The sequence below is a fragment of the Streptomyces sp. NBC_00637 genome (assembly GCF_045161545.1).
Classification (GTDB): Bacteria; Actinomycetota; Actinomycetes; order Streptomycetales; family Streptomycetaceae; genus Streptomyces.
On sequence record NZ_CP109046.1, the window covers coordinates 7,197,166 to 7,215,840 of the forward strand.

Sequence of the window (18,675 nt, forward strand, 5' to 3'; positions counted from 1 at the left end):
GGATGCTGAGGGAGCGTGTAACCCATGACCTGACGACCAGTGGCGGTGAGCGCCATGACTGGGCTCGAGGAGAGCGATACCGATCCGACGGCGTCGTCCGCCGCCGATCCCCAAGGGGATCCGTTTCTGCGCACCCGGTTCGCCGTACCGGCCCGGCCGGTGACGTTCCTGCGGCGTGAGCGGCTGGTCAGGCATCTCGACGAGGCGCTGCACACGCCGTTGACCATGGTCAACGGTGCCGCGGGCGCAGGCAAGACGCTGCTCGTCGCCGACTGGGCCGCGGCGCGCGACCGGCCCGTCGCCTGGCTCACCACGGACGCCGCGGCGCAGGGTCCCGGCATGCTCTGGGCGTATCTGCTCCAGGCACTGCGTGCCTCCGGAACGTCGCTGCCCGCCGAGATCGGCTGTCCCGCGGACGCGAGCCGGGTGACCCGCCAGCTGCTGGCGCGGCTCGCCGCCGAACTGAGCACGCTGGACCGGCCGGCGATCGTGGTGCTCGACGAGTACGACCGGGTGATCGACCCGGAGATCGCCGAGCAGCTGGAGTTCGTGCTGCACCACGCCGGCGACGGCCTGCGTCTGATCCTCGTCTCCCGTACCGAGCCGCTGCTGCCGCTGCACCGCTACCGGGCGGCCGGTGATCTGACGGAGATCCGGGGCGCGGAGCTGGCCTTCACCGCCGAGGAGGCGGCCGAGCTGCTGGAGCTGCACGGGCTGAGCCTTTCGGCACATGCCACCCAGGGACTCGTGGACCGTACCGGGGGCTGGGCGGCCGGCCTGCGGCTGTGCGCCCTCGCCGCGCGGGAGGACCCGGATCCGGAGAAGTATCTGAAGGAGTTCGAGGCCGACCGCACGACCGTCGCCGACTTCCTGCTCGCGGAGGTGCTCAGACGGCAGCCCCCCGAGACACAGGACCTCCTGCTGCGGGTCAGCGTCCTCGACCGGTTCCGCCCCGAACTGGTGAACGCCCTGACGGAGCGCACCGACGCCGGACCCATCCTGGCCGGCCTGCACCGCGCGAACGCGTTCGTGGAGCACCTCGGGCAGGACTGGTACCGCCTCCACCCGCTGTTCGGAGAGATCCTGCTGGCCCATCTGCGGATGCGTTCGCCCGGCCTGGAGCCCGAACTGCACCGGCGGGCGGCCCACTGGCTGCGGGGTTCGGGTTCCCTCACGGAGACGCTGGGCCAGGGCGCCGCCGCCGGGGACTGGGAGTTCACCGCCGGGGCCCTGATCGACGACTTCGCCATCGGCTGGCTCTTCACCGGTCTGCGCTCGGACGAACTCGCCGAGCTGTTCTCCCGGATGGGGCCGGAGGCCGCGAGCCCCGCGACGGACCTGGTGCGCGCCGCCCGGGAGCTGTCCCGGCGCGATCTCGACCGGGGCCTGACACACCTGCGGCACGCCGAGCAGCGGCTGACCGCCGAGCTGGGGCTGACCGGCGAGCCGGGCGACGCGGCGGAACAGGCGCTGAAGGCCGGGTGGGGCCCCGACGAGGCGCCCGGCCTCGTGGCGGCCCGGTTGAGCTGTGCCCTGCTCGAGGCGCTGGCCGCCCGGCTGGCCGGTGCGCCGGGCCGGGCCGAGTGGGCCGCGGCCGCGGCCGAGATGCTGTGCGACCGGGCGCCGGCCCACCTGCTGGAGAGGCATCCCGAGCTCACCGCGCTGTTGCTGGCCCATCTGGGCTCGACGCGTCTGTGGGCCGGGCGGTTCGAGGACGCCGGCGTCGCTCTGTCGAGGGTCGCCGGCTCGTCGGCCGAGGCTTCGACCGCGCTCGCCCGCGAGGACTCGCTGGGTCGGCTGGCCCTGATCGACTATCTGAACGGCTGGCCCGGCGGAGCGGAGCGCAAGGCCCGGGCGGCGGTGACCGAGACGGAGCGGCACGGTCTGCCCAAGCCGTCCGGTTCCGGCATGGGGCGCCTGGTGCTGGCCGCCGTCGCCGTGGACCGCGACGACCTGGCCCAGGCGCGCGCCCTCCTCGACGAGGCGGCCGAGTCGGACCCGGCGTTGCGGGACCCCGTCCTGGAGGCGGGCCGGGCCATCGCCACCGCTCGTCTGCAGCTGGCCCGCGGCGACACCCGAGCCGCGCTCGAAACGGCGGAACGCGCTGTGCCGGCCGCTGTGGTCTCACCGTGGGCGGAGGGGCAGACGGCGCTCGTCGTCTCCGCCGCGCATCTGGCCGAAGGCCGACCGGAGACGGCTGTCGAGGTGTGGCAGGCGATATCGGACGAACGGTCGGCGTACGCGGTCGGGGCCGCGCGGGCCCAGCTCGCGGCGGGCCGGCCCGAGGTGGCGATCGACCTCCTCGACGGAGTGCGGTCCGAAGGACGCGCGGGCCCCGCGGTGACCGTCCGGGCCACCCTGCTGCGAGCGCAGGTGGCGGCGGAGGCGGGGGACGCGGCCGGCTCACGCAGACTGGTCGCCCAGGCTCTGCGCGAGGCGCGACGGGACGGACTGCGACGCCCCTTCATCGAGGCCGGTCCATGGATCCGCCCGTTCCTGGACACGGCGTCACCCCGCGGCCAGGCCGGGGCCCGGCCCGCCCCCGGCAGGCCGACGTCCGCCAGGCCGACCGTCGGCGGACCGACGTCCGACGGTGCGCCGCTGCTGGTCGTGGAGGAGCTGAGCGGACGCGAGCTCGACGTGCTGCGCCGGCTCGCCCTGACGATGTCGACGGAGGAGATCGCCGCCGATCTGTTCGTGTCCGTGAACACGGTCAAGACGCACCTCAAGAGCGCCTACCGGAAGCTGGCGGTCAACCGCCGCAACGAGGCGGTCCGCCGTGCCCGTGAGCTGAAGCTGTTGTGACCGAGGGCGCCGGGCCGCGCCGGATCGCCCGTGGTGGGTGAAGCCGGACGCCCCCGGGAGGACGGACGATCGCAGGGCCGAGTGCGCAGTCCGCCAATCCCAGGCCATCCCGGGGAGAGCAGCTCATGCGCTACGAGATCCGCGTCGAAGGGCATCTGTCGGAGGCGCTGACCAGGGCGTTCCCGGAGCTGGAGCATGTGGTCATGTCCGGGCAGACCGTCCTGTTCGGGTACGTCGTCGACGAGGCGCACCTGTACGGGCTGCTGGCCCGCTGTCAGTCCCTGGGACTGCGGGTCCTGGAGATGCGTCAACTGCCGGAGTGACGAGCCGGAGAGCCGCGCCGGAGACCCGAGCGGGAGACCGCCGTCCCCGGTCGGACGCGAGGAGGAGTCATGAGCGTTTCACCTGATCCCGCACCGCACACCGGACCGGACCCGCACACCGGACCCGACCCGCGGTCCGGCGGGCCGGGGTCCGCACCGGTGGGCGTCGATCCCGCCGAGGCGCTGGCCGTCCTCGGGCGCTCCTGGACCTGGATCCTCGGCTCGGCGGTCGCCACGCTCGTGCCGGGCATCCTGATCCTGGTCTGGCCGGACGAGACGCTGCACGTCCTCGCGGTCCTCATCGGCCTGTACCTGCTGGTCACCGGGGTGTTCCGGTTCGTCTCGGCGTTCGCACGGGAGGACCACGGCGAACGCCTCACCGGGCTCCTCCTCGCGGTGCTGTACGTGGTCGCCGGGGTGCTGTGCCTGCGCAACCCGCTGCAGACCATCGCGACGCTGTCCCTGATCGTCGGCGTTCTCTGGCTGGTGTCCGGCATCCTCACCCTCTACACGGCGCTCGCCACCAAGGACCTGCCCCACCGGGGCATCGTGCTCGGAGCCGCCGTGTTCGCCATCGTCGCGGGGATCGTGGTGCTCGCGCTGCCCACCGAGTCGGCCCGGGCACTGACCCGGCTGCTCGGCCTGTGGCTCGTCCTGCTCGGTCTGGTCGAGGCGGCGGTCGCCTTCGCCTGGCGGGCCGCGGTGCGCAGGGCGCGCCCGGCGGGACCGGGGGCCGGGACGGTCTGAGAAGGACGGCACGGTCACCCGCCCCGGGTGAGGCCGCCGCGCCCCGGTCACGCGCAAAGTGAGAACGGCACAACGCCATGTCGGGCCCCGGCCCGGAACGGAGGAGAAAGATGAGTGAGGACACGTACCTCGCCTACGACTATCCGCTGCTGAGCGCCTTCTGGACGATGCTGGTGTTCTTCCTGTGGATCATGTGGTTCGTCCTGCTGTTCCGGATCGTCGTGGACATCTTCCGCGACGACGACCTCAGCGGCTGGGCCAAGGCCGGCTGGCTGGTGTTCTGCATCGTGCTTCCCTTCCTGGGCGTCTTCGTCTACGTGGTCGCGCGGGGCAAGAACATGGGGCGCCGGGAGATCAAGCAGGCACGGGACCAGCAGCAGGCCTTCGACAGCTACATCCGCGAGACCGCCAAGGGCACCGGCGGCCCCTCCAGCAGCGTCGACGAACTCGCCCGGCTCTCCGAGATCCGTGCCCGCGGGGACATCACGGACGAGGAGTTCGACAAGGCGAAGAAGCTGGTCCTGAGCGGCTCCGGCCGCTGAGCCCACCGCACGCCCACGACCGTCGGACAGCCGAGCCGGACGACACCGAATCGAGGCTTCGGAAATGACAGCGACACACCCCACCCACGCGCCGTCCGCGAAGCGGCACACGGCCAGGCAGCAATGGGCCGAGGGCCTCATGGTCTTCGCCGCCGTCACGCTCCTGCTCACCGGAGTGCTGGACATCTTCCGGGGCGTCATGGGGATCGCCGAGGACGACGTCTTCCTCTCCACCCGCAACTACGTCTTCGCGTTCGACCTCACGAGTTGGGGCTGGATCCACCTCGCCCTGGGCGCGGTCGCGGTGATCGTCGGTCTGGGACTGTTCCAGTCGGCGATGTGGGCGCGGGTCGCCGGCGTGGCCATCGCCGGGCTGATCGTCATCGCCAACTTCCTCTCCCTGCCGTACTACCCGGTCTGGTCCGTCGTGATGATCGCCTTCTCCGGGTTCGTCATCTGGGCGCTGTGCGTGGTGAACCCGGACAGGTCCGCGGACTGACCGGGCGGGGCCGTCCCGTCCGCAACACCAGGAAGGCGGTAGACGATGTGCCGTTGGCTCGCCTACTCGGGAACCCCTGTCCTGCTCGAAACGATTCTCTACCGGCCGACGCACTCGCTGATCGACCAGAGCCTGCACTCCAAGATGGGTGTGGAGACGACGAACGGGGACGGCTTCGGCATCGGGTGGTACGGCACCGAAGGGACCGACGGGACCCCTGCCGTGGTCCGCGAGATCGGCCCGGCGTGGAGCAACCGCAATCTGCGGGAGATCGCCGGTCACGTCCGCTCACCGCTGTTCTTCGCCCACATCCGGGCCTCGACCGGTACGGCGGTGCAGCAGACCAACTCCCACCCGTTCCGGCACGGGCGCTGGATGTGGATGCACAACGGCGCGATCGCCGACTTCCACCGGATGCGCCGGGACCTGGCCCTCTCCGTCGACCCGCAGCTGTTCCTCGACATCGAGGGGTCGACGGACTCCGAGATGATGTTCTTCCTGGCCCTGACCCTCGGCCTGGAGGAGGATCCGCCGGGCGCGGTCGCGCGGATGGTCGGCCTGGTGGAACGCACCGGCCACGCGCACGGTGTGGAGTTCCCGGTCCAGATGACGGTCGCCGTGACCGACGGACAACGGCTGTGGGCCTTCCGCTACTCCAGCCAGGGGGAATCGCGCTCGCTGTTCTACAGCACCGCCGTGGACACGCTCCGGTCGCTCCACCCCGACCTGGCGTTCCTGCGCGAGGTCTCCGACGAGACCCGTCTCATCGTCTCGGAGCCCCTGGGTGACCTGCCCGGGGCCTGGAACAGGGTTCCCGAGAGTACGTACGGCGTGGTGCAGCCCGGCGGGGACGACATCCTCGACTTCGTCCCGAAGGCCGCCTAGCGCACGGCCTTCCGCGCGGCCTTGCGTACGGCCTTGCGTACGGCCTTCCCTACGATGCCGGGCCCGGTCGGCCCGGCATCGCGCGCGTCAGTGCACCGAGAAGCCGCCGTCGACGAAGAGCGTCTGGCCGGTCACATAGCCGGAGGAGCGGCCGGCCAGGAACACGGCGGCTCCGGCGAAGTCCTCGGCCAGGCCGTTGCGTCCGACCATGGTGCGCGCGGCCAGCGCCGTCACCTTCTCCGGGTCGGACTGCAGGCGCGCGTTGAGCGGGGTGAGGACGAAGCCGGGCACCAGGGTGTTGCAGGTGACGCCGTGCGGCGACCACGCCTCGGCCTGGGAGCGGGCCAGCGATTCGAGGGCCCCCTTGGAGACGCCGTAGGCACCGCTCTGCACGAACGCGCGGTGAGCCTGCTGCGAGCTGATGTGGATGATCCGCCCGAAGCCGCGCTCGGCCATGCCGGGCCCGAAGCGCAGGCCCAGCAGATAGGGCGCCTCCAGGTTCACCGCCATCGTGGCGTCCCAGACCTCCTCGCCCAGCTCGCCCATGGGCGGCCGCAGGTTGATGCCGGCGCAGTTGACGAGGATGTCGGGCTCGCCGTAGACCGCGGCCGCCCGCTCGGCGGCGGCGCGCACCCCGTCGCGGGTGCTCAGGTCGGCGCTCACCCAGGCCGCCCGGCAGCCGTCCGCCGTCAGCTCGTCGACCGTGGCGGCCAGCTCAGCCTCCTTGCGCGCCACGATCACCACGCCCGCCCCCGCCCGGGCGAGAGCGCCGGCGATGGCCCGGCCGATGCCCGAGCTGCCGCCGGTCACCACGGCTACCCGGCCGTCCAGCGAGAACAGGTGCGACAGGTAGGTCTCGGTCTCCGGGGTGCCGTGCGAGGGGCTGCGGGATGTCATGTCCGCACCCTAGACGGCGTTCGGGTCACCGACGGACAGGACCCTTGTCAAGCGAACTATTCCGATATATCGTTGACGCATCGCGACAGATCAACGATGGAATGAAGGAGTGGTTTGCGATGCGTACCCACGGATTCGAGCGTGGACATGGACAGGACGACCCCCGCCGCGGCCGCCGCGGCTTCGACGGACGACGGGCGGCTTTCGGACCCTTCGGTCCGGGTGGCCCCGGCGGTCCGGGATTCGGCCCCGGCGGTTCCGGCTTCGGGCCGGGCTTCGGTGGCCCCTGGGGCGGACGAGGGCGCGGCGGGCCCCGGGGGAGGGCGCGGCGCGGTGACGTACGGGCCTCGATCCTGGCCCTGCTCAAAGACCGGCCGATGCACGGCTACGAGATGATCCAGGAGATCGCCGAGCGCAGCGGCGGGGCGTGGAAGCCCAGCCCGGGCTCGGTGTACCCCACCCTCCAGCTGCTGGAGGACGAGGGCCTGATCAGCAGTGAGAGCGACGGCGGCAAGAAGCTCTTCTCGCTCACCGACGAAGGCCGCACGGCCGCCGAGGAGGGCCCGGACGCCCCCTGGGAGGAGGCCTCGCGGGGTGTCGACTGGGAGGCCCTCAGTGAGATCCGCCAGGCCGGCTTCGGTCTGATGGAAGCCTTCGGGCAGGTCTGGAAGACCGGCAGCAAGGAGCAGCGCGAGAAGGCGCTCACGGTCATCAACGACGCCCGCAAGAAGCTGTATCTGATCCTCGCCGACGAGGACTGATCGCCGTACGGCGGTACCGGGGCGCCCCGCGGAGTCATCCGCGGGGCGCCTTCGTGTGCCGCGCGCCTCGCCCGGTCAGACGATCAGCGCGCCCAGCTTGCGCAGCGACTCGTTCAGTGCCGCCGTGCCCGAGTCCTTGAGCCTGCCCGCCATCAGCGACACGGCCGCGCCGGTGAACTCGCCGTCGATACGGACCGTCGTGGCGTCCCCTTCGGGGGTCAGGGTGTAGCGGGTGGCGACGGACACCGCCATCGGGCCTTTCCCGCTGATGGCGAGCAGCCGGGCGGGCTCCAGTTCCGTCACGGTCCACTCGACCTCGGCCGGGAAGCCCATGAGCTTCATGTTCTCCTGGAAGGTCGAGCCGACTTCGAGGGTCTCGGGGCCGCCCTTGGGGAAGTTGGTGTGGGTCGCGTTCCACTCCCCGTAGGCCGACCAGTCGGTGAGCTGGGCCCACACCTTCTCGGCCGACGCCTCGATGCGTGCCTCCGCGCTGATTTCGGCCATGCGACCACCTCTTCGTGTCGGGCAGCTCGGGCTGCGGTGCGCGGAACGTAGCCCCAGGGCCTCGAACATTCAATACTGACGAACCGTCAGGAAGTGTGGAGGAGGCGTGCGTCGACGCTCGCCGGTCGCGCGGTCGGAGTGTGACAAGTCGGCGGCGTCGCGACGGGGAGTTCGGCCTGATCTCATCCGTAGGGAGGAGATTCCGACGGTCGGGGTCCGCTCTGTGTGGGACGCCAAGATGCTCCCCGCCGGGGATGACCGCGCCCGGCCGAAACTGATGGGGTGGGGTGGTGCAATCCCGTACTTCCCGGCAGGCGCCGCAGCACCCGGTGGCGCACGGCATGGACGACGACCACCGGCTCGCCGTCGAGCCCGCGGCCGCGCTCGCCGCCGCCCGCCGCAGGGCGGTGCGGGACGGGGACCGGCAGATCGACACCGCCCACCTGCTGCACTCGCTCCTGGAGCAGGACCCCCAGGTGCGCGGCGCCTTCGACGGCGGGCCGCAGCTCGCCCGGCTCCTCGGCTACCTCGTCCAGCGCAGCATCGGCTACGGCCTGCGCTGGCAGGGCGCGGTCGAGGACTCCGGAACCCTGCCCGTCGTGACGGCCGTCGAGGGCTTCTCCCCGCTGGCCGGGGCCGCACTGGAGGACGCGTGCCTACGGGCCGCCGGGCGCGGCGGAGCGCTCGTCCGGGGCGTCGACCTGCTCGCGGCGATCGTCGCGGACCCGCAGGCGCGGGCCGTCGAGGTGCTGACCCGCGCCGCCGTCGACGTCCACGAGCTGCGCGCACGGATCGAGCACGGCTTTGAGGAGCACGAGGCCCGCGCCGGACGCGGCGAAGGCGCGTACTGAACCCACGCCGGCCCGGCCTGCCGCCGTGACCGCCGACCGCGGCGACGCCCGGCCTGTCGTCCCGACTGCCGGCCGCCCGACTGCCCGGCCCGACCCCTCCGGCTGTCGACCGCCCGGCCCGCCGACCGGAGAGGTCCAGCCGATGAGACAGGTGTCAACGAGGATGACGCTCATGTCATCGCCTGTCATCATGGGCCGGTGCATACGTCTGTGAGCAGTGAGGGCAAGCGCGGAAGGGGCATCGGGCTCGGTCTGGCGATCGGGTCGGCCATCGCCTTCGGCGGATCCGGGGTCGCGGCCAAGCCGCTGATCGAGGCGGGCCTCGATCCGCTGCACGTCGTGTGGCTGCGGGTGACCGGCGCGGCCCTGGTGATGCTGCCGCTCGCCGTCCGGCACCGCGCCCTGCTGCGCACCCGCCCGGCGCTGCTGGCCGGGTTCGGGCTGCTCGGCGTGGCGGGAGTGCAGGCGTTCTACTTCGCCGCGATCTCCCGCATCCCGGTCGGTGTCGCGCTGCTCGTCGAGTACCTCGCGCCCGCGCTGGTGCTCGGCTGGGTGCGGTTCGTGCAGCGGCGGCCGGTGACGCGTGCCGCCGCGCTCGGCGTGGTCCTCGCGGTGGGCGGGCTGGCCTGTGTCGTGGAGGTCTGGTCGGGGCTGGGTTTCGACGTCGTCGGACTGCTCCTCGCGCTGGCGGCCGCCTGCTGCCAGGTCGGCTACTTCGTCCTGTCCGACCAGGGCGGCGACTCCGGGGACGACGCCCCCGATCCGCTCGGCGTCATCGCGTACGGCCTCCTCGTGGGTGCCGTCGTCCTGACCGCCGTCTCCCGCCCCTGGGGCATGGACTGGTCGGTCCTCGCGCACACCGCCGCCATGAACGGCACCGACACCCCGGCCTGGCTGCTGCTGACCTGGATCGTGCTCCTCGCGACGGTGGTCGCGTACGTCACTGGTGTGGTCTCCGTGCGCCGGCTCTCTCCCCAGGTCGCGGGTGTGGTGGCGTGTCTGGAGGCGGTCATCGCGACCGTCCTGGCGTGGGTGCTGCTCGGCGAGCACCTCTCGGCGCCGCAGATCGTGGGTGGCGCGGTGGTGCTCCTGGGCGCGTTCATCGCGCAGTCGTCCGCTCCGGCCAAGGGCGGCTCCGGGCCGGTGGCCGGCGGCAGCCCCGAACGGGAGCTGTCGGCCCGTGGAACGGCTGCCTAGGCTCCCGGTCACGCCAACGAACGCGGGCGTCGGCGCTCCTTCGTCCTCGGCCGCCTGAGGTCATGCCCCGCGGCGTCGCGACAGGTGCTCGCCGGCCGCCGCGTCGCGTGGGCCGCCGCGGGCGGCCAGGCCGGCGGCGATGCGGTCCTGGGTCTCGCCCGGCCGGTGGGCCGCGTACTTGAACTTCGCCCGCACGCCGGTCACTTCGAGCCGGATCCCACGAATGCCGGACAGCAGACGGCCGTACGGCGCCTCGCCGACGGTGGGCCGGGCGGAGCCGCCCTCCGGCTGGAAGTGACCCAGCTGCCGTTCGAGCAGCTCGGCCTTGGCGGCCGGATCGTCCACGAGGTGGGCCGTGCAGCGCAGCTGGACCGCCGCGTAGAAGGTCGTGGGGGTGCCGTGCTCGGCCGGGGCGCCCGGCGGCGCCTGCCAGGGGCCGGGAACGAAGACGTAGTCGTCGACCACGCTCAGGATCACGGTCGGGTCCGCTTCCAGGGCGGGCCACAGCGGATTCGGGCGGGCCAGGTGGGTGACCGCCTCGCCCGCGGCGGGGTCGTAGGCGAAGTGCAGCGGCTGGACGAACGGCGGCTCGCCCGCCGGGCCGTTGACCGCGAGCTGGCCGAAGTCGTGGAGCGACAGCCAGTCGCGCCACTCCGCGTCGTCGTGGGGCGCGTCCCAGGGATGGATGAGCATCACGGCACCGCGAGGTAGTCGGGGAGCAGGGTGCCGGGGGCGAGGTCGGCCTCCGGGAGGGGCGCGTCGAAGCCCTTGCGGAGGGGGAGCACGCCGGCCCAGTGGGGGAGGGCGAGGTCCTCGGGTTCCTCGTTCACCCCGCCGGTGCGGGTCTTCGCCGAGACCTCGTTCAGGTCGAGGCGGATCACCGCGGTCGCCGCCAGCTCCTTCTTGTTCGCCGGGCGCGAGTCGGCGGCCCGGCCCGGGACGACGTGGTCGACGAGGGCGTCGAGCGCGGTGAGCTTCTCCTGCGGGTCCGTCACGTCGTACGCGATGCCGTGCACCACGACCGAGCGGTAGTTGATCGAGTGGTGGAAGGCCGAGCGGGCCAGCACCAGGCCGTCGACATGCGTCACCGTCAGGCACACCGGCAGCCCCGGGTCCGCCTGTCCCGTCATCCGCAGCGGACGCGAGCCCGTGGAGCCGTGCACGTAGAGCGTCTCGCCGACCCGGCCGTACAGGGTCGGCAGCACGACCGGCGCGCCGTCGCGGACGAAGCCGAGGTGGCAGACGTAGCCCTCGTCGAGGATCGCGTGCACGACCTCCCTGTCGTACGAGGCCTTCTGCGCGGACCGGGTGGGGATGGTGCGGTCGGTCGGGGTGTAGGCGGCGGGCCGTGTCGTCGTCTCCGGGGTCCCCTGCATGGCGTTCTCCATTGCACTAGTGCATAATAAGCTTTGTGCTAGGAGAATATCCGATCAAAGGCCGGCGTGCGGCGGACATTTCCGCGAGCATCGAGGCGGCGGTGGGCTCGGGTGAGCTCGGTCCCGGGCAACTGCTGCCACCCATGCGGGAGTTGGCGACCGCGCTGGAGGTGAACCCGAACACCGTCGCGGCCGCCTATCGCACCCTGCGCGAGCGCGGGGTGATCGAGACCGACGGCCGACGCGGCAGCCGGGTGCGATCGAAGCCCGCCACGACCGGGCGCGAGTTCCTCCGGGTAGAGGTACCCGAGGGCGTGCGGGACGCGGCCGCCGGCAACCCGGACACCGCGCTGCTGCCCCCGCTGGCGCCGGCGTTCGCGTGGGCCGCCGCGCAGGGCGACCGGGAGCCCGTCCTGTACGGGCACCCTTCGCTGGAGCCCGAACTGGCGAGGCTGGCGCGGGCCGGGCTGGACGCGGACGGGGTGCCGGCCGGGCCCGTCGCCGTCGCCTCCGGTTCGCTCGACGCGATCGAACGCGTCCTCGCGGCGCATCTGCGGCCGGGCGACACCGTGGCCGTCGAGGATCCCGGCTGGGGCTCCCTGCTCGACCTCGTCCCGGCGCTGGGACTGCGCCCGGTCCCGGTCGGCGTAGACGACGACGGCCCGCTGCCCGAGCAGGTGCGGCGCGCCCTGGAGGCCGGGGCGCGCGCCCTGATCGTCACCGACCGGGCGCAGAACCCGACCGGCGCGGCACTGAGTGCCGCACGCGCGCGTGCCCTGCGTACCGTGCTGCGGGCACACCCGCAGACCGTGCTCGTCGAGGACGACCACGGCCATGGGATCGTCGACCTCCCGCTGCACCCCCTCGCGGGCGTCACCCGGCACTGGGCGTTCGTGCGCTCGGTGGCCAAGGCGTACGGGCCCGACCTGCGGTTCGCCGTGCTCACCGGGGACGAGGTCACGCTCGACCGGGTGCGCGGGCGGCAGCGGCTCGGACCGGGGTGGGTCAGCCGGATCACCCAGCGGGCGGTGCTGCGGCTGTGGACCGACGCGGCCGTGGACGCACGGGCGGTGGCCGAGGCGTACGGGAGCCGGCGGGACGCGCTGATCACGGCGCTGGCCGAGCGGGGCGTCGAGGCGCGCGGCCGCAGCGGGATGAACGTGTGGATTCCCGTGCCGGACGAGACGGGGGCCGTCGCCCGGATGCTCCAGGCGGGATGGGCCGTCGCGCCCGGGGCCCGGTTCCGGATCGAGGCTCCGCCCGGGATCCGGATCACCGTGTCGACGCTGGGCCGGGAGGAGGTCGGCCCGCTGGCGGACGCCGTCGCCGCCGCGGTGCGGGTGGGCGGCGTGCGCGGATACGTCTAGGCCACGGCGGCTGTACGGGAGTGGTGCGGTCTCAGGATCTGCCGCGCGCCTGGGTCAGGGCCGCGCCGGCCAGGACGATCGCCGCGCCCACCGGGGTCGACCAGCTCAGCGGCTCGCCGAGGATCGCGACGCCCGCCGCCGTCGCGATCACGGGGATGAAGTAGGTGACCATCTGGGCCGTCGTGGGACCGACTTCCGCGACCAGGCCGTACTGGATCAGCAGGGCGAGACCTGTGCCGAGCGCGCCCAGGGCGGCCGTCGCGAGCAGCGGGACCAGCGGGAAGTGGCTCGGGAGGGTGGTGAAAACGGGCGTGACAACGGCCAGTTGGAGCGTGGCCAGCAGGAGTTGCCCGCCGGTCATCGACAGGGCCGAGGAGCCGGTGTCCGCCAGGGTGCGGCGGAGGTAGATCCAGCCGATCGGGTAGCTGAGCGAGGCGATCAGGGCCAGGGCCGTGCCCCGGGCGTCCAGGCCGTGGAAGCCCTGCCAGGCGCCCAGGACCGTCAGGACACCCAGGAAGCCGAGGCCCAGGCCGGCGACGCGGAGCCGGGTCGGCCGGTCCTCCGACAGCGCCACCAGGGAGAGGGCCATGCCCCACAGGGGTGAGGTCGCGTTGCAGATGCCGGCCAGGGTGGAGGGAATCGTCAGCTCGGCGTAGGCGAACAGGGAGAAGGGCAGGGCGTTGAGCAGGAACGCCGCCACCGTCAGATGCGCCCAGGTGCGGGCCCCGCGCGGCAGCCGCTCGCGCTTGACCACCATCGCGACCGCCAGGACCGCCGTGCCGAAGAGCAGCCTGCCCAGGGTGACCTGGAAGGGCGCGTAACCGTCGGTGCCCACCTTGATGAGCAGGAAGCTGAAGCCCCAGATCAGCGACAGCACGCCGAAGCGCAACCGCCAGTCGAGGGTGCGGCGGGGGCGGGCGGGGGCCTGCGGGGAGATCCGGGCGGGGGCCGTGACAGCAGTCATGAGCGTAACGATGCTGGACGGCGTCCCCTTACACAATCGAGAATATTCGAGCGATACCTCGTAGCATCGCTTACATGTTGAATCTGGAGCGCCTGTGTACCCTCGACGCCCTGGCCCGGCACGGGTCGGTCAGCGGCGCCGCGACGGGCCTGCACATCACCACCTCCGCCGTCTCGCAGCAGATGGCCAAGCTGGAACGGGAGGTCGGCCAGCGGCTCCTCGCCAAGCAGGGGCGCGGTGTGCGGCTCACCGACGCGGGACGGCTGCTCGCCGACCACGCGTCCCGCATCCTGTCGCAGGTCGAGCTCGCCCAGTCCGACCTGGAGGCCCAGCGCGGGCAGGTGGTGGGGGAGCTGCGGCTCTCCGCGTTCCCGACCGCCGCGCGCGGGCTGTTTCCCGTCGCGCTCGCCGAGCTGCGCAAGGCGCACCCGGGGCTGCGGTTGCGTTCGAGCGAGCTGGAACCGGAGCGCGGGGTCGCCGGCGTGGTCCGCGGCGACCTCGACCTCGCCGTCGTCCTGGACTGGTACAACAAGCCGATGCCGGTGCCGGACGGCCTGGTCAAGGCGCCCATCCTGGACGATCCCGCCGATGTCGCGATGCCGGCCGGGCACCCCCTCGCGGACCGGGACGAGGTGGATCTGGCGGAGTTCGCCGAGGACGAGTGGATCACCTGGGGCGAGGGCGAGTTCTGTCACGAATGGTTGATGTTCACCCTGCGCTCCCGGGGCGTCGAGCCGATCGTCGGACACCGGGCGGCCGAGACGCACACCCACCTCGGGCTGGTGGCCGCCGGACTGGGGGTGTGCATCGCGCCGCTGCTCGGCCGTCACCCGGTGCCCGAGGGCGTCGTGACGGTCCCCCTGCGGCAGCGGGTGCGCCGCCATGTCTACGTGCTCTGGCGGGCGGACGCCGACCGCCGCCCGTCGATCCGGGCGGCGGTCGCGGCGCTCAAGGCGGCGGGGGAGGCCGTGGGCTGAACGGCCCTACACACCACCCAGCTTGCGGAAGTCCCAGGACACGATCTTCGCGGGCGTCAGCCGCACCCACGCGTGCCGGCCGTCGTGCGGCATCGCGTCCAGGCCGAAGTTCTTCCGCGCGAACAGCGTCTCCACGGCGTCGAGTTCGGCGCACAGCTCCCCGGTCCGCGGGCTCTCCCCTACGAACTCCACGACGCCGGACAGCTCGACGCCCCGCAGCGCGTCGTACTCCTCGCCCGTGTCGATCACGATCGCGACCCGGGGATCGCGCTTCAGGTCCGCCCAGCGCTTGCTGCGCACGACCGAGTACAGCCACAGCGCGGTGCCGTCCCAGAGGAACCACAGGGCGCTGACGTGCGGGGCGCCGTCGGTGGACACGGTCGCGACCCGACAGGTGCGCTGGAGGGTGAGGAACGCGTCCAGTTCACCCGGCGACATCATGATCTTCCGGCCGCGGCGCTGCGTGACGGTCATCCGGCCCCCTCATTCTTTTCTTGTGGGTACGTGCCGCTCTCCTGAAATTCCGTCAGGAAAGCATGGGTCTTCTTCCTTCTGCGCGCAATGGCGGTTACCGTCGCCCGCTCCACACCCGACGCCAGGGGGAGCCATGCCGTCGTACGAACAGCTCAGCGCCCTCCTCGACCCGGCGAGCACCGTCCTGATCACGGTGGAGTGCCAGCAGGGCGTCGTCGGGCCCGGCGCCGCGCTGCCCGAACTCGCCCGTGCGGCAAGGGAGTCGGGCGCCCTCGCCAACGTCGCCCGGCTGGTGGCGGCCGCCCACGCGAGCCGCGTCCAGGTCGTGCACGCCGTCGCCGAGCGCCGCCCCGACGGCCGGGGCGCCAACCGCAACGCCCGGCTGTTCCGCGCGGCCGAGCGCCTTCCCGTCCAGCAGCTCACCGGCACCGACGCGACCCGCCTGGCGCCCCCGATCGAGGTGGCCGAGCAGGATCTGGTGGTGCGGCGGCTGCACGGGCTGTCGCCGGTCCAGGGCACCGACGTCGACGCGCTGCTGCGCAACCTGGGCTGCCGCACCCTGGTCGTCACCGGCGTCTCGGCCAACGTGGCGATCCCGAACACCGTCTTCGACGCCGTCAACAGGGGCTACACGGCCGTCGTGCCGTCGGACGCCATCGCCGGGGTGCCTGCCGACTACACCCCCGCGATGATCCGCCACACCCTCGCGCTGGTCGCCACGGTCGCGACCACGGACGAGGTGCTGGCGTGCCTGCGCCGGACGGCCGTCAGGCCAGGGTGATCGACTCGCCACTGACGGTGATCGCCACCTCGGGCAGCGGCTTCTGCGCGGGACCGCTCTTCACGCTGCCGTCCGTGATCGAGAAGTTGCTGTTGTGACAGGGGCAGTTGATCACGCCGTCGGCGATGCTCTTGACCGCGCAGCCCTGGTGGGTGCAGACGGCGGAGAACGCCTTGTACGTGCCCGCCGTCGGCTGGGTGACGACCACCTTCTCGGAGTCGAAGACCTTGCCGCCGCCCTCGGGTATCTCCGCGGTGGTGGTGAGCGCGGAGCCGGCCGCGGCGTCCCCGCCGGTCGTGCCGCCGGTGCTCGCGGCGGCCGTGGAACCCGACGTGCCGGCCGAGCTCGACGAGTCGTCGTCGGAGCCTCCGCACGCGGTCAGCGCGACGGAGAGCCCCGCGGCTCCGGCGGCTGCCACGACGGTACGGCGGGCAGGCCCCGACGTGGACTTGATCGATGCGCTGGTCATGCTGGCGGTTCCTTCCGAGGGGATGCGTGGATCTGACGAGAGGTACGAGCCGCGGGCGCCGCTCGTTCAGCACCCCCGTCAAGTCCGGACAGTGTCGAGATCTTGACCCGTTCGAGATGAGTGCGGCGTAAGCCAGAGCTGTCGCGAAGCTGTCGGCCGCGCATCATGCCAGGCCCAGTAGCCTGGGGCGATGCTCAAGGAAGTCACCGCGACCCGCTTCGTCACACCCCTGCGCGAGGGCGGCTCCCTGCCGGGGCTCGTCGAGGCCGACGACTTCGGTCTGTACGTCATGAAGTTCACCGGCGCCGGCCAGGGCCGCAAGACGCTCGTCGCCGAGGTGGTCTGCGGCGAACTCGCCCGCAGGCTCGGTTTCCGGGTGCCCCGCCTGGTGACCGTGGAGCTCGACATCGTGCTCGGGCTCGGCGAACCCGACCAGCAGGTACAGGAGTTGCTGAAGTCCAGCGGCGGCACCAACCTCGGCATGGCCTTCCTCTCCGGCGCGCTCGGCTTCGACCCGCTCGCCTTCCCGGTGACCCCCGAGGAGGCCGGCCGGATCGTCTGGTTCGACGCGCTGGTGAACAACGTCGACCGGTCCTGGCGCAACCCCAACCTGCTGGTCCACCGCGGCGACCTGTGGGTCGTCGACCACGGCGCCACCATGATCTGGCAGCACAACTGGCCCACCGCCGAGACCTCCGCGTCCCGCCCCTACGACGCCTCCGACCACGCGCTCACCCCGTTCGGACCGGACGTGGCGAGCGCGGCGGCCGAGCTGGCGCCGCTGGTCACCGCCGACCTCCTCGCCGAGGTCACCGCCGAGATCCCCGATGTCTGGCTGGCGGACGAGCCCGGCTTCGACGGCGCGGACGCGCTCCGGCGGGCCTACGCGGCCCCGCTCCTCGCCCGCGCCGCCGTCATCCACGAACGCATCAAGGGGACCAAGTGACCGAGCGCCACATCATCCGGCCGGGCCAGGGCGGGGACCGGGACGTCTTCGAGTACGCCCTGCTGCGCGTCGTCCCGCGCGTCGAACGCGGCGAGTGCGTCAACGCGGGTGTGCTCGTGTACTGCCGCGGCCGGGACTACGTCGGTGCCCGCACCCACCTCGACGAGGCGAAGCTGCTCGCGCTGGACCCGGACGTCGACCTGGCCGGGGTCAGGGCCGCCCTGCGGGCGGTCGAGGGCGTGTGCGCGGGCGGCGCGGCCGCCGGACAGGCGGCGCACGACGACGCCGGACGGCGCTTTCGCTGGCTGATCGCGCCCCGCTCGACGATCGTCTCGCCGGGGCCGGTCCACACGGGGCTGACCACCGATCCCGCGGCCGAGACCGAGCGGCTGCTGGAACTGCTGGTGAGGTAATGGATCACACCCGCGCCGTGTGGCGTTGACACCGGGTGCCAGGGCTTCTAGCGTCACGTCTGCCGAAGGTACTAAGCGGTCGCTCACCACTCGGGCGCATCCAGATTTTCTCAAGGGCGAGGAGAACCAGCAATGTCCACCACTGAGCAGCGGGTCGCCGTGGTCACGGGCGCGGCGCGCGGCATCGGAGCCGCCACCGCCGTACGGCTGGCCGCGGAAGGCCGTGCGGTCGCGGTAGTCGACCTCGACGAGGCCGCCTGCAAGGACACCGTCGAGAAGATCACCGCGGCGGGCGGCAAGGCCGTCGCGATCGGCGCCGACGTCTCCGACGAGGCCCAGGTCGACGCTGCGGTCGCACGCATCGTCGAGGAGCTCGGCGCGCCGACGATCCTCGTGAACAACGCGGGCGTGCTCCGCGACAACCTGCTGTTCAAGATGAGCGTCACCGACTGGGACACCGTCCTGGGCGTGCACCTGCGCGGCTCCTTCCTGATGACCAAGGCCGTCCAGAAGCACATGGTCGACGCCGGCTTCGGCCGGGTGGTCAACCTGTCGTCCTCCTCGGCGCTCGGCAACCGCGGCCAGGCCAACTACTCCGCCGCCAAGGCCGGTCTGCAGGGCTTCACCAAGACCCTCGCCATCGAGCTCGGCAAGTTCGGCATCACCGCCAACGCCGTCGCCCCCGGCTTCATCGCCACCGACATGACCGCCGCGACCGCCGCCCGGGTCGGCATGGGCTTCGAGGAGTTCAAGGCCGCGGCCGCCACCCAGATCCCGGTCGCGCGCGTCGGCGAGCCCGACGACATCGCCAACGCGATCGCCTTCTTCACGAACGAGGCCGCCGGCTTCGTCTCCGGTCAGGTGCTGTACGTCGCCGGCGGACCGCTCGACTAACAG

Annotated in this window: 22 protein-coding genes; 15 read left to right on the forward strand and 7 right to left on the reverse strand. The window is 72.5% G+C overall.

Annotated elements, in window-relative coordinates:
• Window positions 1-54 precede the first annotated feature (54 nt).
• From OG440_RS31675 to OG440_RS31700, 6 genes are all read left to right on the forward strand, one after another.
• Entirely contained in the window at window positions 55-2,805 is a 2,751-nt protein-coding gene (locus OG440_RS31675; RefSeq protein WP_406010163.1) for a LuxR C-terminal-related transcriptional regulator, read from the forward strand.
• A 125-nt stretch (window positions 2,806-2,930) separates the two neighbouring features.
• Complete coding sequence (locus OG440_RS31680) at window positions 2,931-3,128, forward strand: hypothetical protein (RefSeq protein WP_406010164.1); 198 nt, start codon at window positions 2,931-2,933, stop codon at window positions 3,126-3,128.
• Window positions 3,129-3,197: 69 nt separating this feature from the next.
• On the forward strand, window positions 3,198-3,875 hold the full coding sequence (locus tag OG440_RS31685; protein ID WP_406010165.1) for an HdeD family acid-resistance protein: 678 nt from the start codon (window positions 3,198-3,200) through the stop codon (window positions 3,873-3,875).
• Between the two features lie 110 nt (window positions 3,876-3,985).
• The gene (locus tag OG440_RS31690) at window positions 3,986-4,417 is read left to right on the forward strand and encodes an SHOCT domain-containing protein (RefSeq protein WP_406010166.1); all 432 of its coding nucleotides are present in this window, start codon (window positions 3,986-3,988) and stop codon (window positions 4,415-4,417) included.
• Between the two features lie 64 nt (window positions 4,418-4,481).
• A complete protein-coding gene (locus OG440_RS31695; protein ID WP_406010167.1) occupies window positions 4,482-4,916 on the forward strand; it encodes a hypothetical protein in 435 nt (144 codons plus the stop codon).
• Window positions 4,917-4,961: 45 nt separating this feature from the next.
• Window positions 4,962-5,801, forward strand: coding sequence for a class II glutamine amidotransferase (locus OG440_RS31700; protein ID WP_406010168.1), 840 nt, complete (start codon window positions 4,962-4,964; stop codon window positions 5,799-5,801).
• Between the two features lie 87 nt (window positions 5,802-5,888).
• Here the strand turns inward: OG440_RS31700 and OG440_RS31705 are convergent, their stop codons facing one another.
• Entirely contained in the window at window positions 5,889-6,698 is an 810-nt protein-coding gene (locus OG440_RS31705; RefSeq protein WP_406010169.1) for an SDR family NAD(P)-dependent oxidoreductase, read from the reverse strand.
• Between the two features lie 119 nt (window positions 6,699-6,817).
• Here OG440_RS31705 and OG440_RS31710 point away from each other — a divergent pair, with 119 nt between their 5' ends.
• Window positions 6,818-7,459: a PadR family transcriptional regulator gene (locus tag OG440_RS31710; RefSeq protein ID WP_406010170.1), complete on the forward strand. Its 642-nt coding sequence runs from the start codon at window positions 6,818-6,820 to the stop codon at window positions 7,457-7,459.
• A 75-nt stretch (window positions 7,460-7,534) separates the two neighbouring features.
• Here the strand turns inward: OG440_RS31710 and OG440_RS31715 are convergent, their stop codons facing one another.
• Window positions 7,535-7,963 carry an SRPBCC family protein gene (locus tag OG440_RS31715; RefSeq protein WP_406010171.1) on the reverse strand — a complete coding sequence of 143 codons (429 nt, stop codon included), beginning with the start codon at window positions 7,961-7,963 and terminating at the stop codon, window positions 7,535-7,537.
• Window positions 7,964-8,304: 341 nt separating this feature from the next.
• Here OG440_RS31715 and OG440_RS31720 point away from each other — a divergent pair, with 341 nt between their 5' ends.
• On the forward strand, window positions 8,305-8,814 hold the full coding sequence (locus OG440_RS31720) for a Clp protease N-terminal domain-containing protein (RefSeq protein WP_406011510.1): 510 nt from the start codon (window positions 8,305-8,307) through the stop codon (window positions 8,812-8,814).
• 198 nt (window positions 8,815-9,012) lie between these two features.
• Complete coding sequence (locus OG440_RS31725; protein WP_406010172.1) at window positions 9,013-10,011, forward strand: EamA family transporter; 999 nt, start codon at window positions 9,013-9,015, stop codon at window positions 10,009-10,011.
• Between the two features lie 60 nt (window positions 10,012-10,071).
• On the opposite strand, the gene OG440_RS31730 is transcribed toward OG440_RS31725, so the two are convergent.
• Entirely contained in the window at window positions 10,072-10,704 is a 633-nt protein-coding gene (locus OG440_RS31730) for an FMN-binding negative transcriptional regulator (RefSeq protein ID WP_406010173.1), read from the reverse strand.
• Window positions 10,704-11,387 carry a pyridoxamine 5'-phosphate oxidase family protein gene (locus OG440_RS31735; protein ID WP_406010174.1) on the reverse strand — a complete coding sequence of 228 codons (684 nt, stop codon included), beginning with the start codon at window positions 11,385-11,387 and terminating at the stop codon, window positions 10,704-10,706. Before OG440_RS31735 ends, OG440_RS31730 begins: the two co-directional genes overlap by 1 nt.
• A 35-nt stretch (window positions 11,388-11,422) precedes the next feature.
• Between OG440_RS31735 and OG440_RS31740 the strand changes: the two genes are divergently transcribed.
• Window positions 11,423-12,754 carry an aminotransferase class I/II-fold pyridoxal phosphate-dependent enzyme gene (locus tag OG440_RS31740; RefSeq protein ID WP_406010175.1) on the forward strand — a complete coding sequence of 444 codons (1,332 nt, stop codon included), beginning with the start codon at window positions 11,423-11,425 and terminating at the stop codon, window positions 12,752-12,754.
• A gap of 31 nt (window positions 12,755-12,785) precedes the next feature.
• Here the strand turns inward: OG440_RS31740 and OG440_RS31745 are convergent, their stop codons facing one another.
• A complete protein-coding gene (locus tag OG440_RS31745) occupies window positions 12,786-13,718 on the reverse strand; it encodes a DMT family transporter (protein ID WP_406010176.1) in 933 nt (310 codons plus the stop codon).
• A 74-nt stretch (window positions 13,719-13,792) separates the two neighbouring features.
• On the opposite strand from OG440_RS31745, the gene OG440_RS31750 reads away from it, so the two are divergent.
• Entirely contained in the window at window positions 13,793-14,695 is a 903-nt protein-coding gene (locus OG440_RS31750; RefSeq protein ID WP_406010177.1) for a LysR family transcriptional regulator, read from the forward strand.
• 6 nt (window positions 14,696-14,701) lie between these two features.
• Here the strand turns inward: OG440_RS31750 and OG440_RS31755 are convergent, their stop codons facing one another.
• A complete protein-coding gene (locus tag OG440_RS31755) occupies window positions 14,702-15,169 on the reverse strand; it encodes a pyridoxamine 5'-phosphate oxidase family protein (protein WP_406010178.1) in 468 nt (155 codons plus the stop codon).
• 133 nt (window positions 15,170-15,302) lie between these two features.
• Here OG440_RS31755 and OG440_RS31760 point away from each other — a divergent pair, with 133 nt between their 5' ends.
• Window positions 15,303-15,950, forward strand: coding sequence for a cysteine hydrolase (locus OG440_RS31760; protein WP_406010179.1), 648 nt, complete (start codon window positions 15,303-15,305; stop codon window positions 15,948-15,950).
• Here OG440_RS31760 and OG440_RS31765 read toward each other — a convergent pair.
• Entirely contained in the window at window positions 15,937-16,419 is a 483-nt protein-coding gene (locus tag OG440_RS31765) for a Rieske (2Fe-2S) protein (protein WP_406010180.1), read from the reverse strand. The genes OG440_RS31760 and OG440_RS31765 overlap by 14 nt on opposite strands.
• Window positions 16,420-16,609: 190 nt before the next feature.
• Here OG440_RS31765 and OG440_RS31770 point away from each other — a divergent pair, with 190 nt between their 5' ends.
• The 3 genes from OG440_RS31770 to fabG all read left to right on the forward strand — a co-directional run bounded on the left by OG440_RS31770 (window position 16,610) and on the right by fabG (window position 18,672).
• Window positions 16,610-17,365: a HipA family kinase gene (locus OG440_RS31770; protein WP_406010181.1), complete on the forward strand. Its 756-nt coding sequence runs from the start codon at window positions 16,610-16,612 to the stop codon at window positions 17,363-17,365.
• Window positions 17,362-17,778, forward strand: a complete 417-nt coding sequence (locus OG440_RS31775; RefSeq protein ID WP_406010182.1) for a DUF3037 domain-containing protein — start codon at window positions 17,362-17,364, stop codon at window positions 17,776-17,778. Before OG440_RS31770 ends, OG440_RS31775 begins: the two co-directional genes overlap by 4 nt.
• A 132-nt stretch (window positions 17,779-17,910) precedes the next feature.
• On the forward strand, window positions 17,911-18,672 hold the full coding sequence (fabG, locus tag OG440_RS31780; RefSeq protein WP_406010183.1) for a 3-oxoacyl-ACP reductase FabG: 762 nt from the start codon (window positions 17,911-17,913) through the stop codon (window positions 18,670-18,672).
• The last annotated feature ends 3 nt before the right edge of the window (window positions 18,673-18,675 follow it).

Coding starts and splice junctions, on each gene's coding strand:
- OG440_RS31675 (WP_406010163.1), top strand. CDS start 55: ATGACTGGGCTCGAGGAGAGCGATACCGATCCGACGGCGTCGTCCGCC.
- OG440_RS31680 (WP_406010164.1), top strand. CDS start 2,931: ATGCGCTACGAGATCCGCGTCGAAGGGCATCTGTCGGAGGCGCTGACC.
- OG440_RS31685 (WP_406010165.1), top strand. CDS start 3,198: ATGAGCGTTTCACCTGATCCCGCACCGCACACCGGACCGGACCCGCAC.
- OG440_RS31690 (WP_406010166.1), top strand. CDS start 3,986: ATGAGTGAGGACACGTACCTCGCCTACGACTATCCGCTGCTGAGCGCC.
- OG440_RS31695 (WP_406010167.1), top strand. CDS start 4,482: ATGACAGCGACACACCCCACCCACGCGCCGTCCGCGAAGCGGCACACG.
- OG440_RS31700 (WP_406010168.1), top strand. CDS start 4,962: ATGTGCCGTTGGCTCGCCTACTCGGGAACCCCTGTCCTGCTCGAAACG.
- OG440_RS31705 (WP_406010169.1), bottom strand. CDS start 6,698: ATGACATCCCGCAGCCCCTCGCACGGCACCCCGGAGACCGAGACCTAC.
- OG440_RS31710 (WP_406010170.1), top strand. CDS start 6,818: ATGCGTACCCACGGATTCGAGCGTGGACATGGACAGGACGACCCCCGC.
- OG440_RS31715 (WP_406010171.1), bottom strand. CDS start 7,963: ATGGCCGAAATCAGCGCGGAGGCACGCATCGAGGCGTCGGCCGAGAAG.
- OG440_RS31720 (WP_406011510.1), top strand. CDS start 8,305: ATGGACGACGACCACCGGCTCGCCGTCGAGCCCGCGGCCGCGCTCGCC.
- OG440_RS31730 (WP_406010173.1), bottom strand. CDS start 10,704: ATGCTCATCCATCCCTGGGACGCGCCCCACGACGACGCGGAGTGGCGC.
- OG440_RS31735 (WP_406010174.1), bottom strand. CDS start 11,387: ATGCAGGGGACCCCGGAGACGACGACACGGCCCGCCGCCTACACCCCG.
- OG440_RS31745 (WP_406010176.1), bottom strand. CDS start 13,718: ATGACTGCTGTCACGGCCCCCGCCCGGATCTCCCCGCAGGCCCCCGCC.
- OG440_RS31750 (WP_406010177.1), top strand. CDS start 13,793: ATGTTGAATCTGGAGCGCCTGTGTACCCTCGACGCCCTGGCCCGGCAC.
- OG440_RS31755 (WP_406010178.1), bottom strand. CDS start 15,169: ATGACCGTCACGCAGCGCCGCGGCCGGAAGATCATGATGTCGCCGGGT.
- OG440_RS31760 (WP_406010179.1), top strand. CDS start 15,303: ATGCCGTCGTACGAACAGCTCAGCGCCCTCCTCGACCCGGCGAGCACC.
- OG440_RS31765 (WP_406010180.1), bottom strand. CDS start 16,419: ATGACCAGCGCATCGATCAAGTCCACGTCGGGGCCTGCCCGCCGTACC.
- OG440_RS31770 (WP_406010181.1), top strand. CDS start 16,610: ATGCTCAAGGAAGTCACCGCGACCCGCTTCGTCACACCCCTGCGCGAG.
- fabG (WP_406010183.1), top strand. CDS start 17,911: ATGTCCACCACTGAGCAGCGGGTCGCCGTGGTCACGGGCGCGGCGCGC.